Origin of the sequence: Corynebacterium sp. ACRPZ (assembly GCF_022346205.1) — a bacterium.
In the GTDB taxonomy this organism is placed as follows: Bacteria; Actinomycetota; Actinomycetes; order Mycobacteriales; family Mycobacteriaceae; genus Corynebacterium; species Corynebacterium lehmanniae.
In genome coordinates, this window is the sequence record NZ_JAKRMR010000003.1 from 58,545 (window position 1) to 77,594 (window position 19,050).

Annotated in this window: 20 protein-coding genes; 17 read left to right on the plus strand and 3 right to left on the minus strand. The window is 68.4% G+C overall.

Annotated elements, in window-relative coordinates; translation table 11 throughout:
• Positions 1-151 precede the first annotated feature (151 nt).
• From mihF to metK, 5 genes are all read left to right on the plus strand, one after another.
• Positions 152-475: an integration host factor, actinobacterial type gene (gene mihF, locus MHX64_RS02840; RefSeq protein ID WP_181888497.1), complete on the plus strand. Its 324-nt coding sequence runs from the start codon at positions 152-154 to the stop codon at positions 473-475.
• 2 nt (positions 476-477) lie between these two features.
• Positions 478-1,065 (plus strand): guanylate kinase, encoded by a 588-nt coding sequence (gene gmk / locus MHX64_RS02845; RefSeq protein ID WP_239355814.1) that lies wholly within the window; start codon positions 478-480, stop codon positions 1,063-1,065.
• 35 nt (positions 1,066-1,100) lie between these two features.
• Complete coding sequence (gene rpoZ, locus MHX64_RS02850; RefSeq protein WP_239306450.1) at positions 1,101-1,397, plus strand: DNA-directed RNA polymerase subunit omega; 297 nt, start codon at positions 1,101-1,103, stop codon at positions 1,395-1,397.
• A gap of 100 nt (positions 1,398-1,497) precedes the next feature.
• Positions 1,498-2,730 (plus strand): bifunctional phosphopantothenoylcysteine decarboxylase/phosphopantothenate--cysteine ligase CoaBC, encoded by a 1,233-nt coding sequence (gene coaBC, locus MHX64_RS02855; RefSeq protein ID WP_239355813.1) that lies wholly within the window; start codon positions 1,498-1,500, stop codon positions 2,728-2,730.
• Positions 2,731-2,855: 125 nt separating this feature from the next.
• Positions 2,856-4,073 (plus strand): methionine adenosyltransferase, encoded by a 1,218-nt coding sequence (metK, locus tag MHX64_RS02860; RefSeq protein ID WP_181888493.1) that lies wholly within the window; start codon positions 2,856-2,858, stop codon positions 4,071-4,073.
• Here the strand turns inward: metK and MHX64_RS02865 are convergent.
• The 3 genes from MHX64_RS02865 to MHX64_RS02875 are packed head-to-tail and all read right to left on the minus strand — an operon-like array spanning position 4,070 to position 6,285.
• Positions 4,070-4,921: a hypothetical protein gene (locus MHX64_RS02865; protein ID WP_239355812.1), complete on the minus strand. Its 852-nt coding sequence runs from the start codon at positions 4,919-4,921 to the stop codon at positions 4,070-4,072. The genes metK and MHX64_RS02865 overlap by 4 nt on opposite strands.
• A 3-nt stretch (positions 4,922-4,924) precedes the next feature.
• Positions 4,925-5,284, minus strand: a complete 360-nt coding sequence (locus MHX64_RS02870; protein ID WP_239355811.1) for a hypothetical protein — start codon at positions 5,282-5,284, stop codon at positions 4,925-4,927.
• A gap of 17 nt (positions 5,285-5,301) precedes the next feature.
• Positions 5,302-6,285 (minus strand): polysaccharide deacetylase family protein, encoded by a 984-nt coding sequence (locus MHX64_RS02875; protein ID WP_239355810.1) that lies wholly within the window; start codon positions 6,283-6,285, stop codon positions 5,302-5,304.
• Between the two features lie 134 nt (positions 6,286-6,419).
• Between MHX64_RS02875 and MHX64_RS02880 the strand changes: the two genes are divergently transcribed.
• The 12 genes from MHX64_RS02880 to rapZ all read left to right on the plus strand — a co-directional run bounded on the left by MHX64_RS02880 (position 6,420) and on the right by rapZ (position 19,033).
• Positions 6,420-8,429 carry a primosomal protein N' gene (locus tag MHX64_RS02880; protein WP_239355809.1) on the plus strand — a complete coding sequence of 670 codons (2,010 nt, stop codon included), beginning with the start codon at positions 6,420-6,422 and terminating at the stop codon, positions 8,427-8,429.
• A 28-nt stretch (positions 8,430-8,457) separates the two neighbouring features.
• On the plus strand, positions 8,458-8,949 hold the full coding sequence (gene def / locus MHX64_RS02885; protein WP_239355808.1) for a peptide deformylase: 492 nt from the start codon (positions 8,458-8,460) through the stop codon (positions 8,947-8,949).
• A gap of 13 nt (positions 8,950-8,962) precedes the next feature.
• A complete protein-coding gene (gene fmt / locus MHX64_RS02890; RefSeq protein ID WP_239355807.1) occupies positions 8,963-9,892 on the plus strand; it encodes a methionyl-tRNA formyltransferase in 930 nt (309 codons plus the stop codon).
• Complete coding sequence (locus MHX64_RS02895) at positions 9,889-11,367, plus strand: transcription antitermination factor NusB (RefSeq protein WP_239355806.1); 1,479 nt, start codon at positions 9,889-9,891, stop codon at positions 11,365-11,367. The genes fmt and MHX64_RS02895 overlap by 4 nt, the downstream gene beginning before the upstream one ends.
• Positions 11,368-11,372: 5 nt before the next feature.
• Positions 11,373-12,035 carry a ribulose-phosphate 3-epimerase gene (gene rpe / locus MHX64_RS02900; RefSeq protein WP_239355805.1) on the plus strand — a complete coding sequence of 221 codons (663 nt, stop codon included), beginning with the start codon at positions 11,373-11,375 and terminating at the stop codon, positions 12,033-12,035.
• A complete protein-coding gene (gene ribD / locus MHX64_RS02905; RefSeq protein WP_239355804.1) occupies positions 12,032-13,030 on the plus strand; it encodes a bifunctional diaminohydroxyphosphoribosylaminopyrimidine deaminase/5-amino-6-(5-phosphoribosylamino)uracil reductase RibD in 999 nt (332 codons plus the stop codon). The genes rpe and ribD overlap by 4 nt, the downstream gene beginning before the upstream one ends.
• The gene (locus tag MHX64_RS02910; protein ID WP_239306431.1) at positions 13,011-13,598 is read left to right on the plus strand and encodes a riboflavin synthase; all 588 of its coding nucleotides are present in this window, start codon (positions 13,011-13,013) and stop codon (positions 13,596-13,598) included. The genes ribD and MHX64_RS02910 overlap by 20 nt, the downstream gene beginning before the upstream one ends.
• 11 nt (positions 13,599-13,609) lie before the next feature.
• Positions 13,610-14,875 (plus strand): bifunctional 3,4-dihydroxy-2-butanone-4-phosphate synthase/GTP cyclohydrolase II, encoded by a 1,266-nt coding sequence (locus MHX64_RS02915; RefSeq protein WP_239355803.1) that lies wholly within the window; start codon positions 13,610-13,612, stop codon positions 14,873-14,875.
• A 22-nt stretch (positions 14,876-14,897) separates the two neighbouring features.
• Complete coding sequence (gene ribH / locus MHX64_RS02920) at positions 14,898-15,383, plus strand: 6,7-dimethyl-8-ribityllumazine synthase (RefSeq protein WP_370642060.1); 486 nt, start codon at positions 14,898-14,900, stop codon at positions 15,381-15,383.
• A 77-nt stretch (positions 15,384-15,460) separates the two neighbouring features.
• A complete protein-coding gene (locus MHX64_RS02925) occupies positions 15,461-16,003 on the plus strand; it encodes a PH domain-containing protein (RefSeq protein ID WP_181888481.1) in 543 nt (180 codons plus the stop codon).
• Positions 16,004-16,006: 3 nt separating this feature from the next.
• Positions 16,007-18,067: an excinuclease ABC subunit UvrC gene (uvrC, locus tag MHX64_RS02930; RefSeq protein ID WP_239355802.1), complete on the plus strand. Its 2,061-nt coding sequence runs from the start codon at positions 16,007-16,009 to the stop codon at positions 18,065-18,067.
• 54 nt (positions 18,068-18,121) lie between these two features.
• On the plus strand, positions 18,122-19,033 hold the full coding sequence (gene rapZ, locus MHX64_RS02935) for an RNase adapter RapZ (RefSeq protein ID WP_239355801.1): 912 nt from the start codon (positions 18,122-18,124) through the stop codon (positions 19,031-19,033).
• The last annotated feature ends 17 nt before the right edge of the window (positions 19,034-19,050 follow it).

Sequence of the window (19,050 nt, forward strand, 5' to 3'; positions counted from 1 at the left end):
ACAACGCGCTCCGCGGAACCGTTGCAGAATAAAGCAGTGTTAGACTGTGCCGAACGTGGCGAATTGCACCGATGACATTCGGAGGAGTGCGCCCCGGATCCGGCACATGTCGGACTGGACAATTGTTCGTAACTATTACATGGAGGAACCCGTGGCACTTCCACAGTTGACCGATGAGCAGCGCAAGGCAGCACTTGAGAAGGCAGCAGAGGCCCGTAAGGCGCGTGCTGAGCTGAAGGCATCCCTCAAGCGCGGCGAGACCACGCTCAAGGACGTCCTGAACAAGGCTGACACCGACGAGATCATCGGCAAGACCAAGGTCTCCGCACTCCTCGAGGCAATGCCGAAGGTGGGCAAGGTCAAGGCCCGCGAGATCATGGAGGAGCTGGAGATCGCTCAGACCCGTCGTCTGCGCGGCCTCGGTGACCGTCAGCGTCGCGCGCTGCTCGAGCGCTTCGGCTACGAAGAGAACTAGTCGTGTCTGAGGTGGCTCCCCGCGGACAGCTGGTCGTGTTGGCCGGCCCGTCCGCGGTGGGTAAGTCGACGGTGGTGAGCGGCCTTCGCAGTGCCGTACCGGATTTGTACTTCTCGGTGTCCATGACCACCCGCGCTCCGCGCCCGGGTGAGGTGGACGGGAAAGACTACTTCTTTGTCACCCCGGAGCACTTCCAGGGCCGCATCGACCGCGGAGAGATGCTGGAGTGGGCCGACATCCACGGAGGGCTGCAGCGCTCCGGCACACCCGCCGGGCCGGTGCAGGAAGCCATGGATGCGGGCCGTCCCGTCCTCGTCGAAGTTGACCTCGCAGGTGCACGGAACATCAAGCGCCTGCTGCCAGAAGCGCAGACCGTGTTTTTGACGCCGCCGTCGTGGGACATTCTTGTCCAGCGGCTCACCGGGCGCGGCACCGAGACCCCGGAGGTGATCGAGCGCAGGCTCGCCACCGCCCGCGAGGAGCTCGACGCCCAGGGCGAGTTCGATGTCGTGGTGGTCAACGACAACGTGGACACGGCAGTGGCCACCATCGCCGGCATTCTTCAAGGCACATCTTCCAACAACAGTTAGCGAGTGGGTTACACGTGAGCAACACAACCAAGGATTTGTCCGAGACGTCCGCTGCTGAGGAAACCACCCAGCAGGAGAACGTTTACGACACTCCGGAGGGCATTACGGCGCCCCCGATCGACGAGCTTTTGACCAAGGTGTCGTCGAAGTACGCGCTCGTCATCTTCGCAGCGAAGCGTGCCCGCCAGATCAACAGCTTCTACCAGAACTCCGAGGACGGCGTCTTCGAGTTCGTGGGCCCGCTGGTCTCTCCAGAGCCGGGCGAGAAGCCGTTGTCGATCGCGCTGCGCGAGATCGAGGCAGGACTGCTCGAGCACGAGGAAGGCCAGTAAGCCTCGCCCCATTGCCAGTGCGCTGTGCTAGCGCTCTGCAGGTGTCCGCCGCCGCCCAGGAATCATGCTGGGCGGCGGCGGTTTTGTATGCTTGGGGCTCATGAGCGAAGCCCCACACTCGTCCCATCCGCTGCGTGTTGTCGTAGGAGTCTCCGGCGGTATCGCCGCGTACAAGGCCTGCCATCTTGTCCGAAACTTCAAAGAGGCGGGTGATGAGGTCCGGGTGATTCCCACGCAGAACGCGCTCAATTTCGTGGGTGCGGCGACGTTCGAGGCGTTGAGCGGCAACCCGGTGGACACCGGAGTGTTCACCCGCGTCGACGAGGTGCAGCACGTGCGGGTGGGGCAGGAGGCCGGCCTGATCGTCGTGGCGCCAGCGACCGCGGACTTCATGGCTCGGGCCGCCGCGGGGCGTGCGGACGACCTGCTCACCTCGACCATCCTCGTCGCCACGTGCCCGGTGGTGCTTGCCCCCGCGATGCACACCGAGATGTGGCTCAACCCGGCCACGCAGGCGAACGTCGCCACGCTGCGCGAGCGGGGTATCACGGTGCTTGAACCCGCGCACGGGCGTCTCACTGGCAAAGACACCGGGCCCGGGCGTTTGCTGGAACCGGACGTGATCGCCGAACTCGCTCGCACGGTGCTGCGCACTAGCACATTCGCCCCGACCCTTGCGGGCAAGCGCGTGCTGATCAGCGCGGGCGGCACCCAGGAGAACATTGACCCGGTGCGCTACATCGGCAACCGGTCCTCCGGCAAGCAGGGCTACGCGCTCGGCGACGTCGCCGCGCAACGAGGCGCGAAGGTGACCATCGTGGCGGGGGCGACCGATGCGCTGGATCCGCCGTCGGGCGCGGAGGTGATCAAGGTCGGCTCCACCCGCGAAATGCAACAGGCGATGGCGGAACGAGCGCCGGAGGCCGACGTGGTGATTATGGCTGCTGCCGTGGCGGATTTCCGTCCAGAAGCAGAAGCGAGCACGAAGCTGAAGAAGGGCAAAGCCGATGACGCGCTGTCCACGATCCGCCTCACCGAAAACCCGGACATCCTCAAGGGCTTGGTCCAGATGCGGGAGGCGGGGGAGACCGCCGCGACCATCATCGGCTTCGCCGCGGAGACGGACAACGAGCTCGAAAATGGCCGCGCCAAGCTCAAGCGCAAGGGCGCGGACATGCTCATGCTCAACTCCGTGGCCGGCGGCGGCGTGTTCGGCCAGGCCCGCAACCGGGGCTGGCTGCTTAGCGCAGACGGCCGCGAAGAGGAGATTCCCGACGGCACCAAGCACGAGGTCGCGGCCCGGATCTGGGACGCCGTCGAGCGCCTTTCGTAGTGACATTGCACATTTAGACAGCTTGGTCTATCGTGGGCATCACTTCACGACGTGCCGTTCCCGTTTAAGCCGTTGGACGCCGCCGGAACGCTACCCGTTCGCATAGACGCTAAGGAAAGACTGCTTTGTCCACTGATACGTACTTCCGCTTGTTCACAAGCGAATCGGTCACCGAGGGCCACCCCGACAAGATCTGCGACGCGATCTCGGACTCGATCCTGGACGACATGCTCGCTCAGGACCCGGACGCGAAGGTGGCCGTGGAGACCCTCGCCACGACCGGCCAGGTGCATGTGGCGGGGGAGGTGCGCACTTCCGCCTACTCCAACATCGCGCGGATCGTGCGCGAGAAGCTGGTGGAGATCGGGTTCGACTCTTCTGAGGTCGGTTTCGACGGCCGCAGCTGCGGCGTGAACATCGCCATCGGCGACCAGTCTTCGGAGATCCACGATTCCGTGGTGACGTCCCAGGAGGTCCGCGAGAACACTTCCACCGGCGAGGACGACCAGACCGGCGCGGGCGACCAGGGCCTGATGTTCGGCTACGCCACCAACGAGACGCCCGAGTACATGCCGCTGCCGATCTCCACGGCGCACCGCCTGGCCCGCCGCCTGTCCCAGGTGCGCCACGAGGGCATCGTCGAGGGGCTGCGCCCGGACGGCAAGACCCAGGTGACCTTCGCCTACGACGGCCAGACCCCGGCGTTCATCGACACGATCGTCATCTCCACCCAGCACGACCCGGACTTCACCGGCGAGGCGCTGGAGGCGGCGCTTCGCGAGCACGTGATCAACTGGGTGCTCAAGGACGCAAACCTGGAGCAGTACTACCGCGAGGACACCAAGGTGCTGGTCAACCCGTCCGGCTCCTTCATCCAGGGTGGCCCCATGAGCGACGCCGGCCTGACCGGCCGCAAGATCATCGTGGACACCTACGGCGGCATGGCTCGCCACGGCGGCGGCGCGTTTTCCGGCAAGGACCCCTCAAAGGTGGACCGTTCCGGCGCGTACGCGATGCGCTGGGTGGCCAAGAATATTGTCGCCGCGGGCCTGGCGGAGCGCGTCGAGGTGCAGGTGGCCTACGCCATCGGACGCGCGAACCCGGTGGGGCTGTACGTGGAGACGTTCGGCACCGCCGCGGAGGGCCAGACGGACGAGAGCATCCAGCAGGCGGTGGAGAAGGTCTTCGACCTGCGCCCCGAGGCGATCATCCGCGAGCTGGACCTCAAGCGCCCGATCTACGCGCAAACCGCCGCGTACGGCCACTTCGGCCGCACGGACATCGACGTGCCGTGGGAGCGCACCGACAAGGTCGACGACTTGAAGGGCGCCGCCGGCGTCTAGTCCGTCTCCGGTGTCTTGTCCGCCTGGTGTTCCTGCCAGGCGGCTTTTTCTTGCTCGGAACGCCGGTGGTTGCGCAGCGCGACCACGCCGACGACGATGCCGATGACCACCGGCACCCAGATCTTCGAGTATTCGAGCAGCCACAGCGCCCACTCGGGAACCTCGGGGAACTCCGGCAGGTCGATGTCCGGCATCGGCAGGTTGAAATGTGGCAGCGACGGCACCGGCAGGTCCATGTGCGGCAGCTGCCAATCGGGCAGGTCCCAGTCGGGCAAAAACCCAACTAGCCAGCCGATGAACCTCGAGATGATCGGGCCGAGCACGAGCACCGCGAGCGCCCAGCCGCCCTTGCCCAGCCCTTCCGCCATGGGGATGAGGGTGCGCTTGAGCTCGCTGGACTGCATGGTTTCGCGCCTGTGCGCGCCGCGGGAGCCGGCGGGCGGGTCGAACTCCACCACCGTGTCGCCTTCGCGAAACTCCACGCTGAGCAGCTCGTCGAAACTACTGACCCGAAGCTTCAGGTGCGGTTTTGTGCGGTCGGTGCCGAGCCCCGTCGGCGTTTCCAGCTCGCCTTTCGGGCCGTCGCCGAACAGCGGCAGCCGGGCGCTTGCGACGTCGTTGTAGCGGTGCTGCACCTCGCCGTTGACGCGCACCTCCATGCGCTCGGTGGGGTTTTTCGTCCACAGCTTGATCCGCTCTTTGAGGGAGCTCTCCGCCGTCGCCAGGGCGCCGGGTTTGTCCGCCTCGTCGCCGGGCCAGCTGGGGTCCTCGGCGGCGAAGTCGCGGTCGAAACCGACGCGGACCTCGATCAGGCCGTATTCGGGGTGGTTGAGGCTCCAGGTTTCCATCGGCTACGCCTCCGCCTTGCTTCTCGACGAGCTGCCGCCCACCAACGACCCCACCCACATCGCCGCCGCGCAGACGAGCGTCACCGCGATGGAGTAGATGAACGTGCCGTCGTTGAAGTACAGGGCCTTGGAGATCCAGAAGCCCACCCCGGTCAAAAGGGGCAGGGACAAAGTGGGGCGGAAGGCGATGCCGTCGATAAGCCCGGCGATGATCGCCACTGCGAAGATGAACCCGACCATCACCCACGGGTTACCCACCAACGGGATGAGCAGCAGGGGCCCGAGCGCGTAGGCGGCGAGCATGGCGTAGGGGATGGCTTTGACCCATCCGTGGCGGCCGCCGTTGTCCTGCTGTTCAGTCACAGGCAGGAGTATAGGAACTAATCCGCGCGCGTGTAGACGTGGCCCGCCTCGGGTCGTTTGATCATCTCGTCTAGGCCAACGGGATTGAGCCCCTTGGCGCGCAGGCCGTCGATGACGCACTCCGCCGCGTCGACGGTTGGCTGGTGGATGTCGTGCATGAGGATGATGGAGCCCTCGCGTGCGCCGTCCACCGCCCGCTTGCAGGTGGTGGCGGGGTTGCGGTGCTGCCAGTCGGCGGTGTCCACGTCCCACACGGCCAGCGCCATGCCGCGGGCACCCGCGGCGGAGGCCACGCGCGGGTTGTGGGAGCCGTAGGGCGGGCGCAACCAGTGCGGGTCGAGGCCGGCCTGCTTCTGCAGCGCGGCGTCCGTGTCGTCCAACTGGGCGGCAATGGCGCCATCGGACTGCCTGGCCAGGTCCGGGTGGGAAAAGGAGTGGTTTCCGATGGTGTGGCCCTCGTCGCGGATCCGCCGCAGGATCTGCGGGTTCGCGTTGGCGTTTCGGCCCACCACGAAGAAGGTCGCGTGCACGCCCTTGCGCTTGAGGATGTCCAGCAGGCGCTCGGTGCTGCCGGGGACCGGGCCGTCGTCGTAGGTGATGGCGACGCAGTTGTAGCAATTGGGCGGCACCGGCGACGGCGCTGGCTCCTGCGCGGGCGCGACGGTGACGTCGGCCGGTTTCGCTGGCTCGGGCGGGCGCAGGTGCGGCGGCACGGCCTGCTTCAGCTGCCCGGGAAGACCGTTGTAGGCGCGGCGCCAGCCGTCCTCGACGGTGCTGCGGGCGCGGTCGGAGGAGCCGGCGATGAAGGCGGAGCTGCCGTCGATAGGCAACCCAGCTCCCTGCACGAGGATGGGGCCGAAGCTGTCGCCGGAGATGATCTTTGCGTCCTGCGGCAGGGCGAGCTGCGTGACCTTGGACACATCCGCGGAGGCGGGGGACGGGGCCAGTGTTGCAGCGGCGAGGAGTGTGGCAGAGGTGACTGCTGTGAGCAGGCGTTTCATAGGGCGGCGGGGTCTTTCAAACGCGCGTAAGGGGAAAACTTTCAGTCTTATTAGTACTCCATAAAAGACCGGGCCGGGGGATTGGAACGCTCGCGGGCAAGGCGGTGTCGGACGGTGGTTTAGAATCCGGGGTCATGTCTGACACGCCCGCCGCAGAAGCCCCAATCGCGCGCGTGTTGCCCATGCTCGGGCTGGCGCATCTGGACAGGCCGTTCGACTACCTCGTGCCCTCGCAGGAGGCGGACGCGGTGCAGCCCGGGGTGCGGGTGCGGGTGCGGTTTGCGGGCCGGCTCGTGGATGCCGTGGTGCTCGAGCGCGCATCTTCTTCGCGGCACGAGGGGTCGCTGCGCTTCATCGAGCGCGTCATCTCGCCGGAGGTTGTGGCCCCGGCGAGGACGCGGGAGCTTATCGACGTGCTGGCGGACCGTTACGCAGGCGTGCGGTCCGACATCTACCGTTCTGCTATCCCGGCGCGCCACGCGAAGGCGGAGGAGACGGACACTTCCACGCCCTGGGGGGAGCTGGGGGAGGCCGGGGAGCCGGACTTGTCGGCGTGGACCGCCTACACCTTTGGCGAGTCGTTCGTGGACGCGGTGGTCGCTGGCAAGATCGCGCGGGCGGCCTGGCAGGTCGCACCGGGGGACAGCTGGGCCGCGGCACTTGCGTCGTTGGCGGCGAAGGTGGCCCTGGACGGTGCGGGTGCGCTGATCGTGGTGCCGGACCAGAAGGACGTGGACGCGTGCGAGGCGGCGCTGAAGGAGATCGTGGGGGCGCGCCAGGTGACCACGCTGACGGCCTCGCAGGGCCCGCAGGCGCGGTACTCGCGCTACCTATCGGTGCTGCACGGGCAGGGCCGGATCGTGGTGGGCACGCGCTCGGCGGCGTTCGCCCCGGTGAAAAACCTGCGCTTTGCGGCGCTGATGTTCGACGGCGACGACAACCTGGTGGATCCGCGCGCGCCGTACGTGCACGCCCGCGAGGTGCTGACTACCCGCGCGGCGAAGGAGGGGTGCTCGCTGGTCATCGGCGGGCACGCGCGCACCGCGGAGGCGCAGCTGCTGGTGGAATCCGGGTGGATGCACGAGCTGGTCGCCCCGCGACAGAGCCTGCGCACCCGCTCGCCGTACATCCACGCGGCGGGGGATTCGGACTTTGCAATGGAGCGCGACCCGCGCGCGAAGCAGGCGCGCCTGCCGTCTTCGGCGTTCCAGGCGGCGGCGCAGGCGCTCGAGCGCGGCACCCCCGTGCTGTTCCAGGTGCCGCGCACCGGCTACATCCAGTCGCTGGCGTGCGGGCAGTGCCGCACACCGGCGCGGTGCAGGTGGTGCAACGGGCCGCTCGGGCTGCCCCCGGGCGGCGAGGCCGTGGCGCCGACCTGCCGGTGGTGCGGCCGGATGGACCCGGCGCACGTGTGCCCGACGTGCGGCTCGCGCAGGCTGCGCGCGGTGGTGCTGGGCACGGAGCGCACGGCCGAGGAGCTCGGCCGCGCCTTTGCCAAGTACAAGGTGATCACCTCGGGCGGCGACAACGTGCGCGCGCAGGTGCCGGCGGGCCCGGCGCTGGTGGTGGCCACGCCGGGTGCGGAGCCGCACGTTGACGGCGGCTACGGCGCGGCGGTGCTTCTGGACGCCTGGGCGCTGATGCAGCGGCCCGACCTGCGCGCGGTGGAAGACACCTTTGCCAAGTGGATGGGGGCGGCCACGCTGGTGCAGCCGCACAGCGCAGGCGGGGAAGTCGTCGTGGTGGCCGAGCCCTCCCTGCCCGTGGTGCAGCACCTGATCCGGTGGGACGCGCCCGGGTTTGCAGCTTTGGAGCTTTCCTTGCGGCGCGAGGCCCGCTTCCCGCCGGCGGTGCACGTGGCGGTTGTGGACGCCCCACGCGACGGGTTGGAGGAATTCTTCGCCCGCACCGAGCTGCCCGAGCACGCCGAGCTGCTCGGCCCGGTGGACCTGCCGCCCGGGGTGCGGCTGCCGGGCGAGTGGAACCGGGAGGCGCTCGGGCCCGCGCAGCGGATCTTGGTGCGCACCCCGCTTGCCGGGCGCACCGCGCTGGGCAAGGCCCTGCGTGCCGGCGCGGTGGCGTGGACGACGGCGAAGCAGGACCTGCCGCTGCGCATCCAGGTCAACCCGGTGGACATCGGCTAGCGGGGTCGCGCTACTACACTTTGGCCCCATGGCTATCCGCGACATCCGCCTGTTCGGCGACCCAGTGCTCAACACCGCTGCGGCAGAGGTCACTGTTTTCGACGCCGCCTTGGAGCGGCTGGTCGCCGACATGCTGGAAACCATGGACCACGCCGGCGGAGCCGGCCTGGCCGCGAACCAGATCGGGCTTACGCGCCGGATTTTCGTCTTCGACTGCCAGGGCATGCGCGGGCACATCGTCAACCCCGTGTGGGAACCCTTGGGCGATGAGATGCAGACCGGCGTCGAAGGCTGCCTCTCGGTGCCGGACGTGCGAGGCGAGGTCACCCGCCACAAGACGGTCATTGTCCGCGGCCAGGACTGCTTCGGCCGCCCGATCGCGCTGCGCGGCACCGGGCTTTTGGCGCGCTGCATCCAGCACGAGGCGGACCACCTGGACGGCGTGATGTTCATGCGCAGGATGGCACCGGAGCAGCGCAAGGAAGCGATGGCGGCGATCCGGGCCGCCGACTGGAGCTAAGGAGAACGTTTGTATGCGACTCGTATTCGCCGGCACACCCGAACCCGCCGCTGCGGCGCTCGAGCGGCTCATCGCGTCCGACCACGAGGTCGTCGCGGTGCTCACCCGCCCCGACGCGCGCCGCGGCCGTGGGCGCACGCTGCACCCGTCGCCAGTCAAGGCGCTCGCTCTCGAGCACGGCATCGAGGTGCTCACCCCGGAGAGTCTCACGCGCGACGACGCCATCCGGGACCAACTGAAGGAGCTGGCCCCCGACGCGATCCCGGTGGTGGCCTACGGCAACCTCATCCCGGCGGACATGCTGGACATCCCCGCACACGGCTGGGTGAACCTGCACTTCTCGCTGCTGCCTAAGTGGCGCGGGGCGGCGCCGGTGCAGGCGGCGATCGCGGCCGGTGACGCGGTCACCGGAGCCACCACCTTCCGCATCGACGAGGGCCTGGACACCGGTGACATCTTGGACACGCTGGAAACCGTCATCGGCGAGGCAGAAACCAGCGGCGAGCTGCTGGAGCGCCTCGCCTACGCGGGTGCGGACCTGCTGGTTGAGACCATGGGTGCGCTCGAGGCCGGTACCGCTGCACCGACGCCGCAGCCGGAAGAGGGCACCTACGCCCACAAGATCGCCCCGGCGGACGCCCGGGTGGACTGGACGCAGCCGGCCGCCGTGATCGACCGCGGCATCCGCGCCCACACCCCGGCGCCGGGCGCGTGGACGATGCGCGGGGAGGACCGCTTCAAGCTCGGCCCAGTCACCCCGACCGGGGAGGGCGCGCTCGCCCCGGGCGATGCCGCGTTTGGCAAAAACGAGGTGCTCGTGGGCACCGCCGGCGGCGACGTTCGCCTGGGCACGATCCAGCCGCCGGGCAAGAAGATGATGAATGCGGCGGACTGGGCCCGCGGACTCAACCCGGAGGCGAAAGAAGGAGTGGTGTTCGAGTGAGCGGAGGTTTCAGGTCGCGGTCCGCGGGGCGTCGAGAGGACAAACCTGCACGCAACCGGCAGCAAGGCAGCAGGGCAAAGCAGCAGCCGCGCAAGCAGGGCGGCGGGCGCCAGCGCTACACGGTGAAGGGCCGCCCGGCCAGCATCGGCGACCCGGCGCGCGAGGCGGCCTTCGAGGTGGTGCTGCGCGTCGCCCGCGACGGCGCGTTTGCCAACCTCACCCTGCCCGGCATCCTGCGCGAGCGGAAGATCACCGGACGCGACGCCGCCTTTGCCACCGAGGTGGCCTACGGCACGCTGCGCAGCCTCGGGGTACTCGACGCGGTGATCGCGAAAAACTCATCGCGCGAGCTCGAGCGCATCGCGCCCGAGGTGCTCGCCGCGCTGCGCCTGGGCGCCTACCAGCTGCTCTACACCCGGGTGGGCGACCACGCCGCGGTGGACACCTCGGTGCGGCTCGTCGAGGCTGCGGGCCATGAGAAGGCGAAAGGTTTCGCGAACGGCGTGCTGCGCTCCATCGGCCGCACGCCCGCCGACGAGTGGCTGCGCACCCTCGCCCCGGACAACGAGCTGGGCGCGCTGGCCTTCACCCACGCCCACCCGGAGTGGATCGCGCGCTCCTTCGCGGAGGCGCTCGGTGACAAGCGCGACGAGCTGGAAGCCGCGCTCGAGGCGGACTCGGCCCGCCCGGTCGTGCACCTGGTGGCGCGCCCCGGCGAGATCTCCGCGGAAGAACTTGCACTGTCCACGGGCGGCGAGCAGGGCAAGTACTCGCCGTACGCGGTGTACCTGCCGGAGGGGGATCCGGGCCAGCTCGAGCCGGTGCGCGAGGGGCTTGCCGCGGTGCAGGACGAGGGCTCGCAGATCATCGCGCGTGCCGTCACCGAGGTCCCCGTCGAGCAGGATCAAGGCCGTTGGCTTGACCTTTGCGCGGGTCCCGGCGGCAAGGCCGCGCTCATCGGGGCCATCGCGGCTATCGACGCCGCCACGGTCGACGCCGTCGAAGTCAGCCCCCACCGCGCGGAGCTCATCTCGAAGACGGTGCGCGGCCTGCCGGTGACGGTCCACACCGCGGACGGGCGCGACTCCAAACTCGAACCCGGCTACGACCGCATCCTTGTCGACGCGCCCTGCTCTGGCCTCGGCGCGCTGCGGCGGCGCCCGGAGGCGCGCTGGACGAAGTCCGAAGGCGACATCGCGGAGCTGAACCAGCTGCAGGAAGAGCTGCTCCAATCCGCCGTGAACCTGGCCAAGCCGGGCGGGGTGGTGGTCTACTCCACGTGCTCGCCGGATGTGCGGGAGACCCGGAGGATCGTCGAGAAGCAATTGGCGAAAGGCGATGTGGATGAGCTCGACGCCCGCGAGTGGGCCGCCGGCATGGAGGACGTGGGCGAGGGGCCGAGCGTGCAGATGTGGCCGCACCGCCACGGCACCGACGCAATGTTCTTCGCGGTGCTGCGCAAAAAGCTAGGGTAGGACCCATGATTCAGATCGCCCCATCAATTCTGGCCGCGAACTACGCCGCCCTCGGCGAGGACGTGCGCAAGGTTCCCAACGCGGACCTGATTCACGTGGACATCATGGACGGCCACTTCGTGCCCAACCTCTCCTTCGGGCCGGACGTGACCAAGGCGGTAAACGGGGTGACCGACCAGTTCCTGGACATGCACCTGATGATCGAGGAGCCGGAGCGCTGGTTCGAAACCTACGTCCAAGCTGGCGGCGACCGGCTGGTGTTCCACGTTGAGGCCACCGTCGACCACGTCGCGGCCGCGAGGCAGTGCCGCGAGCTGGGCGTGCAGTCCGGTTTTGCCATCAAGCCCGGCACCGCGATTGAGCCGTACCTGGACGATCTGGAGCACTTCGACCAGGTCATGGTCATGAGCGTGGAGCCTGGCTTCGGCGGGCAGAAGTTCATGCCGGAAGTCTTAAGCAAGGTCATGGTGCTGCGCGACCGCATCGCGGAGGCCGGCCTGGACACCATCATCGGCATCGACGGCGGCATCGCAAACGCCACCATCGCGCAGGCCGCGGAGGCCGGCGTGGACGCGTTCGTGGCCGGCTCCGCGGTCTTCGGCGCCGACAACCCGGGTGAGGCGGTGGAGCGCCTGCGCGAGCTCGCCCGCGAGGCAGCGCGAGGGTGACGGACGCACTCGGCGGCGTATCCGCGGCGATTGAGGCGGGCGAGTCCGTCCGCGGCACCACCTCGCCGAACCCGCCGGTGGGCTGCGCGCTTCTCGACGCCTCCGGTGCGCTCATCGCCACCGGCGCGACCTCGCCCGCAGGCGGGCCACACGCGGAAATCAACGCTCTGCGAGACGCGGGCGAGCGCGCCCGGGGCGCGACCGCCGTGGTGACCCTGGAGCCTTGCAACCACACCGGCCGCACCGGCCCCTGCTCGCAGGCATTGGTGGAGGCGGGGATCGCACGCGTGGTGTACTTCACCGCCGACCCGAACGACGCGGCCGCCGGCGGGGCCGAGTACCTGCGCTCCCACGGCGTCGAGGTGGACTTCCAGCCGGTGCGGATCGCGGCGTTGCAGCCGTGGCTGCGCTCGGTGCGCCACAACCGTCCGAGCGTGACGCTGAAGTTCGCCTCCACGCTCGACGGCTTCACCGCCGCGAAAGATGGCACGAGCAAGTGGATCACCGGCGATAAGGCCCGCGAGCTGGCGCACGAGGACCGCGCGAAGCTCGACGCGATCATCGTCGGCACCGGCACCGCGATCGCGGACGACCCGTCGCTGACCGCGCGCTTCCCCGACGGCTCGCTGCGCGGACGCCAGCCGCGCCGCGTGGTCGTCGGCAGGCGCGAGGTGCCCGAGGGCAACCTCACCCGCTTGGGCTTCGAGCAGTACGCCACGCCCGAGGAGGCGATGGAGGTGCTGTGGGCAACCGGTGCGCGCGACGTGCTGGTCGAAGGCGGCGCGACGCTCGCCGCGAGCTTTCTCGAGCTGGATCTGGTGGACGCGGTGCAGGCCTACATCGCGCCCGCGCTTCTCGGCGCCGGCCGCGGGGTGCTGGACCGCGCGATTGCCGGCACCATCGCCGACGCCCGCCGCTTCCGCACCACCCTCGTGCGGCCGGTGGGAGGCGATGTGTTCATAGAAATGGAGAGAGATGTTTACGGGACTCGTTGAGGAAATCGGTGTGGTGGAGGAGCTGAAGCTGCTTGACGACGCCGTCCGGATCGCCGTGCGCGCCCCCAAGGTCACCGAGGACGCCGCCCCCGGCGACTCGATTGCCGTGGACGGGGTGTGCCTGACGGTGGTGGACAACGCGAACGGCACCTTCACCGCGGACGTGATGCGCGAGACCATGGACCGTTCCCGGCTCAGCACCTACGAGGCCGGCTCCGAGGTGAACCTGGAACGGGCGCTTGCCGCGGGCCAGCGGATGGGCGGCCACATCGTCCAGGGCCACGTCGACGGTGTGGCCGAGGTGGTCTCGCGCACCCCGTCGGAGCACTGGGAGGTGGTGCGCTTCACGCTGCCAAAGCAGCTTGAGCGCTACGTGGTGGAGAAGGGCTCCATCGCGGTCAACGGCACCTCGCTGACCGTCTCAGCGGTCGGCAAGGGCTACTTCGAGGTCTCGCTGATCCCTACCACGCTGCGCGAGACCACTGCCGGCGCGCTCGCCCCCGGCGACCCGGTGAACCTCGAGGTGGACATCGTGGCCAAATACGTTGAGAAGATGGTGCGGGGATAGGCTTGGACGGTATGACTTCCCCTAACTCCTTGAATACGGTCGAGGAGGCTATCGCCGCCATTCGCGCTGGCAAGGCCGTTGTTGTGGTGGACAGTGAGGACCGCGAGAACGAGGGCGACCTCATCTTCGCCGCCGAGGACGCCACCCCGGAGCTCGTCGCGTTCATGGTGTGCCACACCTCCGGCTACATCTGTGTTTCGATGCCGGATGAGCGCGCCACCGCACTCGAGCTGCCGCCGATGGTGGCCAACAACCAGGACCTGCACGGCACCGCCTACGCCGTCACCGTGGACGCGGCCACCGGTACCACCGGCATCTCCGCGCGCTCGCGCGCGACGACGATCGCCTTGCTTGCAGACGGCTCCGCCAACGCCTCGTCGTTTACCCGCCCCGGCCACGTGGTGCCCCTGCGCGCCAAGGCCGGCGGCGTGCTGGAACGCCCCGGCCACACGGAGGCGGCCGTGGACCTGGCGCGGCTGGCGGGCAAGACCCCGGTGGGCGCGCTGTGCGAGATCGTCTCCGAGGACGACCCCACCGACATGGCGCGTTTCGACGAGCTGCTCCGCTTCGCCAACACGCACGGGCTGCCCATGATCTCCATCGAGCAGCTGGCCGAATACCGCCGCCATCACGAACGCACCGTCGAGCGCGTCACCGCGGCGAAGCTTCCCACCGAGTACGGCGAGTTCACCGCCGTGGGCTACCGCGACACTGTTTCCGGGGTGGAGCATGTGGCGTTGGTTGCCGGAGGCGTCGAGAAGCTGCGGGAAGCAACAGATGTGCTGGTGCGGGTGCACTCCGAATGCCTCACCGGCGACGTGTTCGGCTCCACGCGCTGCGATTGCGGCCCTCAGCTGCGCGAGTCCATGCGGCGCATCCAAGCTGCCGGGCGCGGCGTGGTGGTGTACCTGCGCGGGCATGAGGGCCGCGGCATTGGACTCATGGCGAAACTGCAGGCCTACCGGCTGCAGGACGCGGGCCTGGACACCGTGGACGCGAACCTGGAGCAGGGTCTGCCGGCGGACGCGCGGGAGTACTCCGCGGCCGGGCAGATCCTGGCGGATCTGGGGGTGGGCACCTTCGAGCTGCTCACCAACAACCCGGACAAGTCCGACGCGCTGGCGGGTTACGGCCCTGCGGTGGCGCGCCGCAGTAGGATCGAGATCGTTCCCACACACGACAACATCAAGTACCTGCGCACCAAGCGCGACCGGATGGGCCACGACCTACCTGGTGTGGCCGAATGGCTCCACGCCCATCCGGGGTACGCAACCTAAACGGACCCAAAAGGAGCTGCAAGTGGCATCGAGTGGAGCACCCGAGGACTATTCCATACAGGCGGAGGGCATGACCACCGCCGTGGTTTACACCCGGTGGAACGACAAGATCGTCGACCTGCTGCGCGCCGGCGCGCGGGATGAGGCCCGGGAGCTCGGCGTGAAGGTGGAGGAGTACGCCGTCGCCGGCGCCCTCGAGCTGCCGGTGGTGGTCCAGGCGTGCGCTAAGCGTTACGACGCCGTGGTGGCCCTCGGCTGCGTCATCCGCGGCGAAACCGCCCACTTCCAGTACGTGTGCGACTCCGTGACCGCAGGGCTGACCCGCGTGGCGTTGGATGAGCAGACTCCGGTGGGCAACGGCGTGCTCACCGTCGACGACGAGGACCAGGCCTACGAGCGCGCCGGTGGCGAGGACGCCAAGGAAGACAAGGGTGCCGAGGCCATGCGCGCCGCCGCCGGTACAGCCGCGGAGCTGCGCAAAGTTCGCGCTCTGCCGTTGAAGGGCTAAGGTAGCCCGGAGGGCGTGGGGCGGCCTTTGGGACGCTGCCACGCAACATGCTCGAGCGCTTGTAAGGAGTAACGGCAGTGGCTGATCAGGCTGAACAGCACAACCCCACGGGACTTTCGGGCCGGGACGAGATTGCCTACCTCAACGCGCTCGACCCGCACGCCACCACCACCACGAAACCGTGGGAGCTGGAGCTGTCCTCGAAGTTTCTGCGCAAGGTCGCCGTCGGCTGGATCGTTGTGGTCATGGCGGTGCACGTGTTCATGTCCTGGGCCGTGGACGCCGAATTCACCGGCGTGTCCATCACCGACCTGGACAAGTTCGCCTTCATCGGCGTCGGCCTGATCATCTCCGTGCTGTCCTGGATCGCGCTGACCCGACCGCGGGTGCGCGCGAACGAGGACGGCGTGCAGGTGCGCAACATCATCGGCACCCGCTATTACCCGTGGGCCGTGATCTACGGGCTGAGCTTCCCCAAAGGCTCGCGCATGGCGCGCCTTGAGCTGCCGGAATTCGAGTACGTGCCGCTATGGGCGATCCAGTCCGGTGACAAGGAAGACGCCTTGAAGGCCGTGGATGACTTCCGCGCGCTCGAAGCCAAGTACATGCCGCAGGACTAAGCGTTGGCGGACCCGCAAAGCTACCGCCCGGCGCCGGGCACGATTCCGACCGACCCCGGGGTGTACAAGTTCCGCGACCGCGACGGCCACGTCATCTACGTGGGCAAGGCGAAAAGCCTGCGCGCGCGCCTGAACAACTACTTCCAGCCGCCGCACACGCTGCACCCGCGCACCCGCCAGATGGTCTACACCGGCGCGTCCGTGGAGTGGACTGTGGTGGCCTCCGAGGTGGAGGCGCTGCAGCTGGAGTACACCTGGATCAAGCGCTTCGACCCGTGGTTCAACGTCATGTACCGCGACGACAAGACCTACCCCATGCTCGCGGTGAGCGTGAAGGAGCGCTACCCGCGCGCGTTCTTCTACCGCGGCCCGAAGCGCAAGGGGGTGCGCTACTTCGGGCCCTACTCTCACGCGTGGGCGGTGCGCGAAACACTGGACCTGCTCACGCGCGTGTTTCCGATCCGGACCTGCTCGAACGGTGTGTTCAACCGCCACGAGTCGCTGGGGCGGCCGTGCCTGCTCGGCTACATCGACAAGTGCGCCGCCCCGTGCGTGGGGCGCGTGGACGAGGCCGAGTACGACGAGATCGTGCAGGGCTTCTTGGGCTTCATGTCGGGGCGTACCGACCAGCTCGTGCGCGGCATCACCGCACAGATGCAGGAAGCTAGTGAGAACCTGGAGTTTGAGAAGGCGGCCAGGCTTCGCGACGACTTGGGCGCCGTGAACAAGGTCATGGAACGCCAGACGGTCGTCTTAGGGCAAAACACTGACGCCGACGTCATCGCTTTCGACACCGACGAGCTCGAAGCGGCGGTGCAGATCTTCAACGTGCGCGACGGGCGCATCCGGGCCCAGCGCGGCTGGGTGGTGGAAAAGACCGGCGATGAGCCCGGCGCCGCCGAGCGGCTGGAAGAGGGGCAGAAAGACCCGACCTTGCCGACGCTGATGCAGAACTTCCTTGTGCAGTACTACTCCGACGCGGTGGAGCGGGTCCGCCAGGAGCAGGAGGAAGACCGCACGATCGAGGCGCAGAAGGTGCGCCGCCGCGGCGTGGACCAGGAGTCCCGCGCCAAGGCGGAGGCGCCGATGCCGGTGCCGCGCGAAATCCTTGTGGAGACGCTGCCGGCGGAACTGCCAGAGGTCACCGAGCTGCTCGCGGAGCTGCGCGGCGGCCCGGTGGAGATCCGCGTGCCGCAGCGCGGCGACAAGCGCGCGCTGATGGAGACGGTGCACAAGAACGCCTCGGAGGCGCTGCACCAGCACAAGCTCAAGCGCGTCGGCGACCTGACCGCCCGCTCCCAGGCGCTGCAGGACATCCAGGACGCCCTCGGGATGGACGAGGCGCCGCTGCGCATCGAGTGCACCGATATTTCCCACATCCAGGGCACCGACGTGGTGGCGTCGCTTGTGGTGTTCGAGGACGGTTTGCCCAAGAAGAACGACTACCGCCGCTACCGCATCAAGGAGGCCGCCGGCGACGGCCGCTCCGACGACGTCGGCTCCATCGCCGAGGTGACCCGGCGCCGCTTCAAGCGCTACAACGAGGACAAGCTGGCTAACCCGGACGAGGTCGCGGAGGAGCAGACCTTCGAGGACGAAGCGGACGAGTCCACCGGGGCGAAGCGGTTCGCCTACCCGCCGCAGCTGTTCATCGTCGACGGCGGCAAGCCCCAGGTCACCGCAGCGCAGGCGGTGTTCGACGAGCTGGGCATCGTGGACGTGCAGCTCATCGGGCTGGCCAAGCGCCTTGAGGAGGTGTGGGTGCCGGACGACGACGAGCCGATCATCCTGCCCCGCAACTCCGAGGGCATGTACCTGCTGCAGCAGATCCGCGACGAGGCGCACCGGTTCGCCATCACGTACCACCGCCAGCAGCGCTCCAAGCGGATGCGCGCCTCGGCGCTGGACGCGGTGCCGGGGCTGGGGCCGGCCCGGCGCACGGACCTGGTTAAGCACTTCGGCTCCGTGAAGAAGATCAAGGAAGCGACGGTGGAGGAGATCCAGCAGGTCAAGGGTGTGGGCCCGAAGCTCGCGGAGACCATCTACCAGCATCTGCACCAGTAGAAGCGGGTTGCTAATCGACGGCACGTCGCCCCCTCCTTGTCTAGGATGTTCCTTATGTCCACGACATCCTCCGCACACGCATTGCCCCAGGAAGATTCCGCGACCCCGATGCGCCCTGTGATCATCACGGGCCTGTCGGGCGGCGGCCTGTCCACGGCAGCGAAGGTCTTTGAGGACAAGGGCTTTTTCGTCTCCCAGAACCTGCCGCCGCAGCTGATTCTGGAGCTGGTGGACCTGGCCGCCGCGGACGATTCCCCGGTGGAGCGCCTCGCGGTGGTCACCGACATCCGCGCGGCGAAATTCAACGGGTCCCTCATGGAGACCATCGCGGCGATCCGGGACCGCGACCACCAGCCGTTCGTCCTGTTCCTGGAGGCGCGCGACGACGTGCTGATCCGCCGCTTCGACTCGGTGCGCCGCACCCACCCGCTGCAGGGCGACGGGACGCTGCAGTCCGGCATCGAGCGCGAGCGCGAAGAGATGGAGGAGCTGCGCGCGTCCGCGGACGTCATCATCGACACCTCGAACCTGTCGGTGCACGACCTGCGCCGCGCGGTGGAGGCTTCCGTCGGCGAGCTGCCGGTGGGCCGGCAACACGTCACCATCGAATCCTTCGGGTTCAAGCACGGCTCGCCGCGCGACGCTGATATTGTGCTGGACGTTCGTTTCCTGCCAAACCCGTACTGGGTGGAGGGGCTCCGGGAGTTCCGCGGCGTGGACAAGGCGGTTTCTGACTACGTGTTGAGCCAGGACGGCGCCCGCGAGTACGTGGACAACTTCGTCGACCTGCTCTCTAGCACCCTGGGCGGCTACCGCCACGAGGGCAAGGACTTCATCACCGTCGGCATCGGCTGCACGGGCGGGCACCACCGCTCAGTGGCGGTGGCGGAGGCCGTCGGAAAGCGTCTGCGCCAGCAGGGGCAGGTGGATGTCAATGTGATCCACCGCGATCTTGAGCGCCACTAAGCGAGCCGGTTAGGCCA

What these genes read in the sequence shown, in the direction of transcription:
- MHX64_RS02915 (WP_239355803.1), top strand. Translation starts at nt 13,610, where the DNA reads ATGACTTCCCCTAACTCCTTGAATACGGTCGAGGAGGCTATCGCCGCC.
- rapZ (WP_239355801.1), top strand. Translation starts at nt 18,122, where the DNA reads ATGTCCACGACATCCTCCGCACACGCATTGCCCCAGGAAGATTCCGCG.
- rpe (WP_239355805.1), top strand. Translation starts at nt 11,373, where the DNA reads ATGATTCAGATCGCCCCATCAATTCTGGCCGCGAACTACGCCGCCCTC.
- coaBC (WP_239355813.1), top strand. Translation starts at nt 1,498, where the DNA reads ATGAGCGAAGCCCCACACTCGTCCCATCCGCTGCGTGTTGTCGTAGGA.
- MHX64_RS02875 (WP_239355810.1), bottom strand. Translation starts at nt 6,285, where the DNA reads ATGAAACGCCTGCTCACAGCAGTCACCTCTGCCACACTCCTCGCCGCT.
- def (WP_239355808.1), top strand. Translation starts at nt 8,458, where the DNA reads ATGGCTATCCGCGACATCCGCCTGTTCGGCGACCCAGTGCTCAACACC.
- fmt (WP_239355807.1), top strand. Translation starts at nt 8,963, where the DNA reads ATGCGACTCGTATTCGCCGGCACACCCGAACCCGCCGCTGCGGCGCTC.
- MHX64_RS02880 (WP_239355809.1), top strand. Translation starts at nt 6,420, where the DNA reads ATGTCTGACACGCCCGCCGCAGAAGCCCCAATCGCGCGCGTGTTGCCC.
- MHX64_RS02910 (WP_239306431.1), top strand. Translation starts at nt 13,011, where the DNA reads ATGTTTACGGGACTCGTTGAGGAAATCGGTGTGGTGGAGGAGCTGAAG.
- MHX64_RS02865 (WP_239355812.1), bottom strand. Translation starts at nt 4,921, where the DNA reads ATGGAAACCTGGAGCCTCAACCACCCCGAATACGGCCTGATCGAGGTC.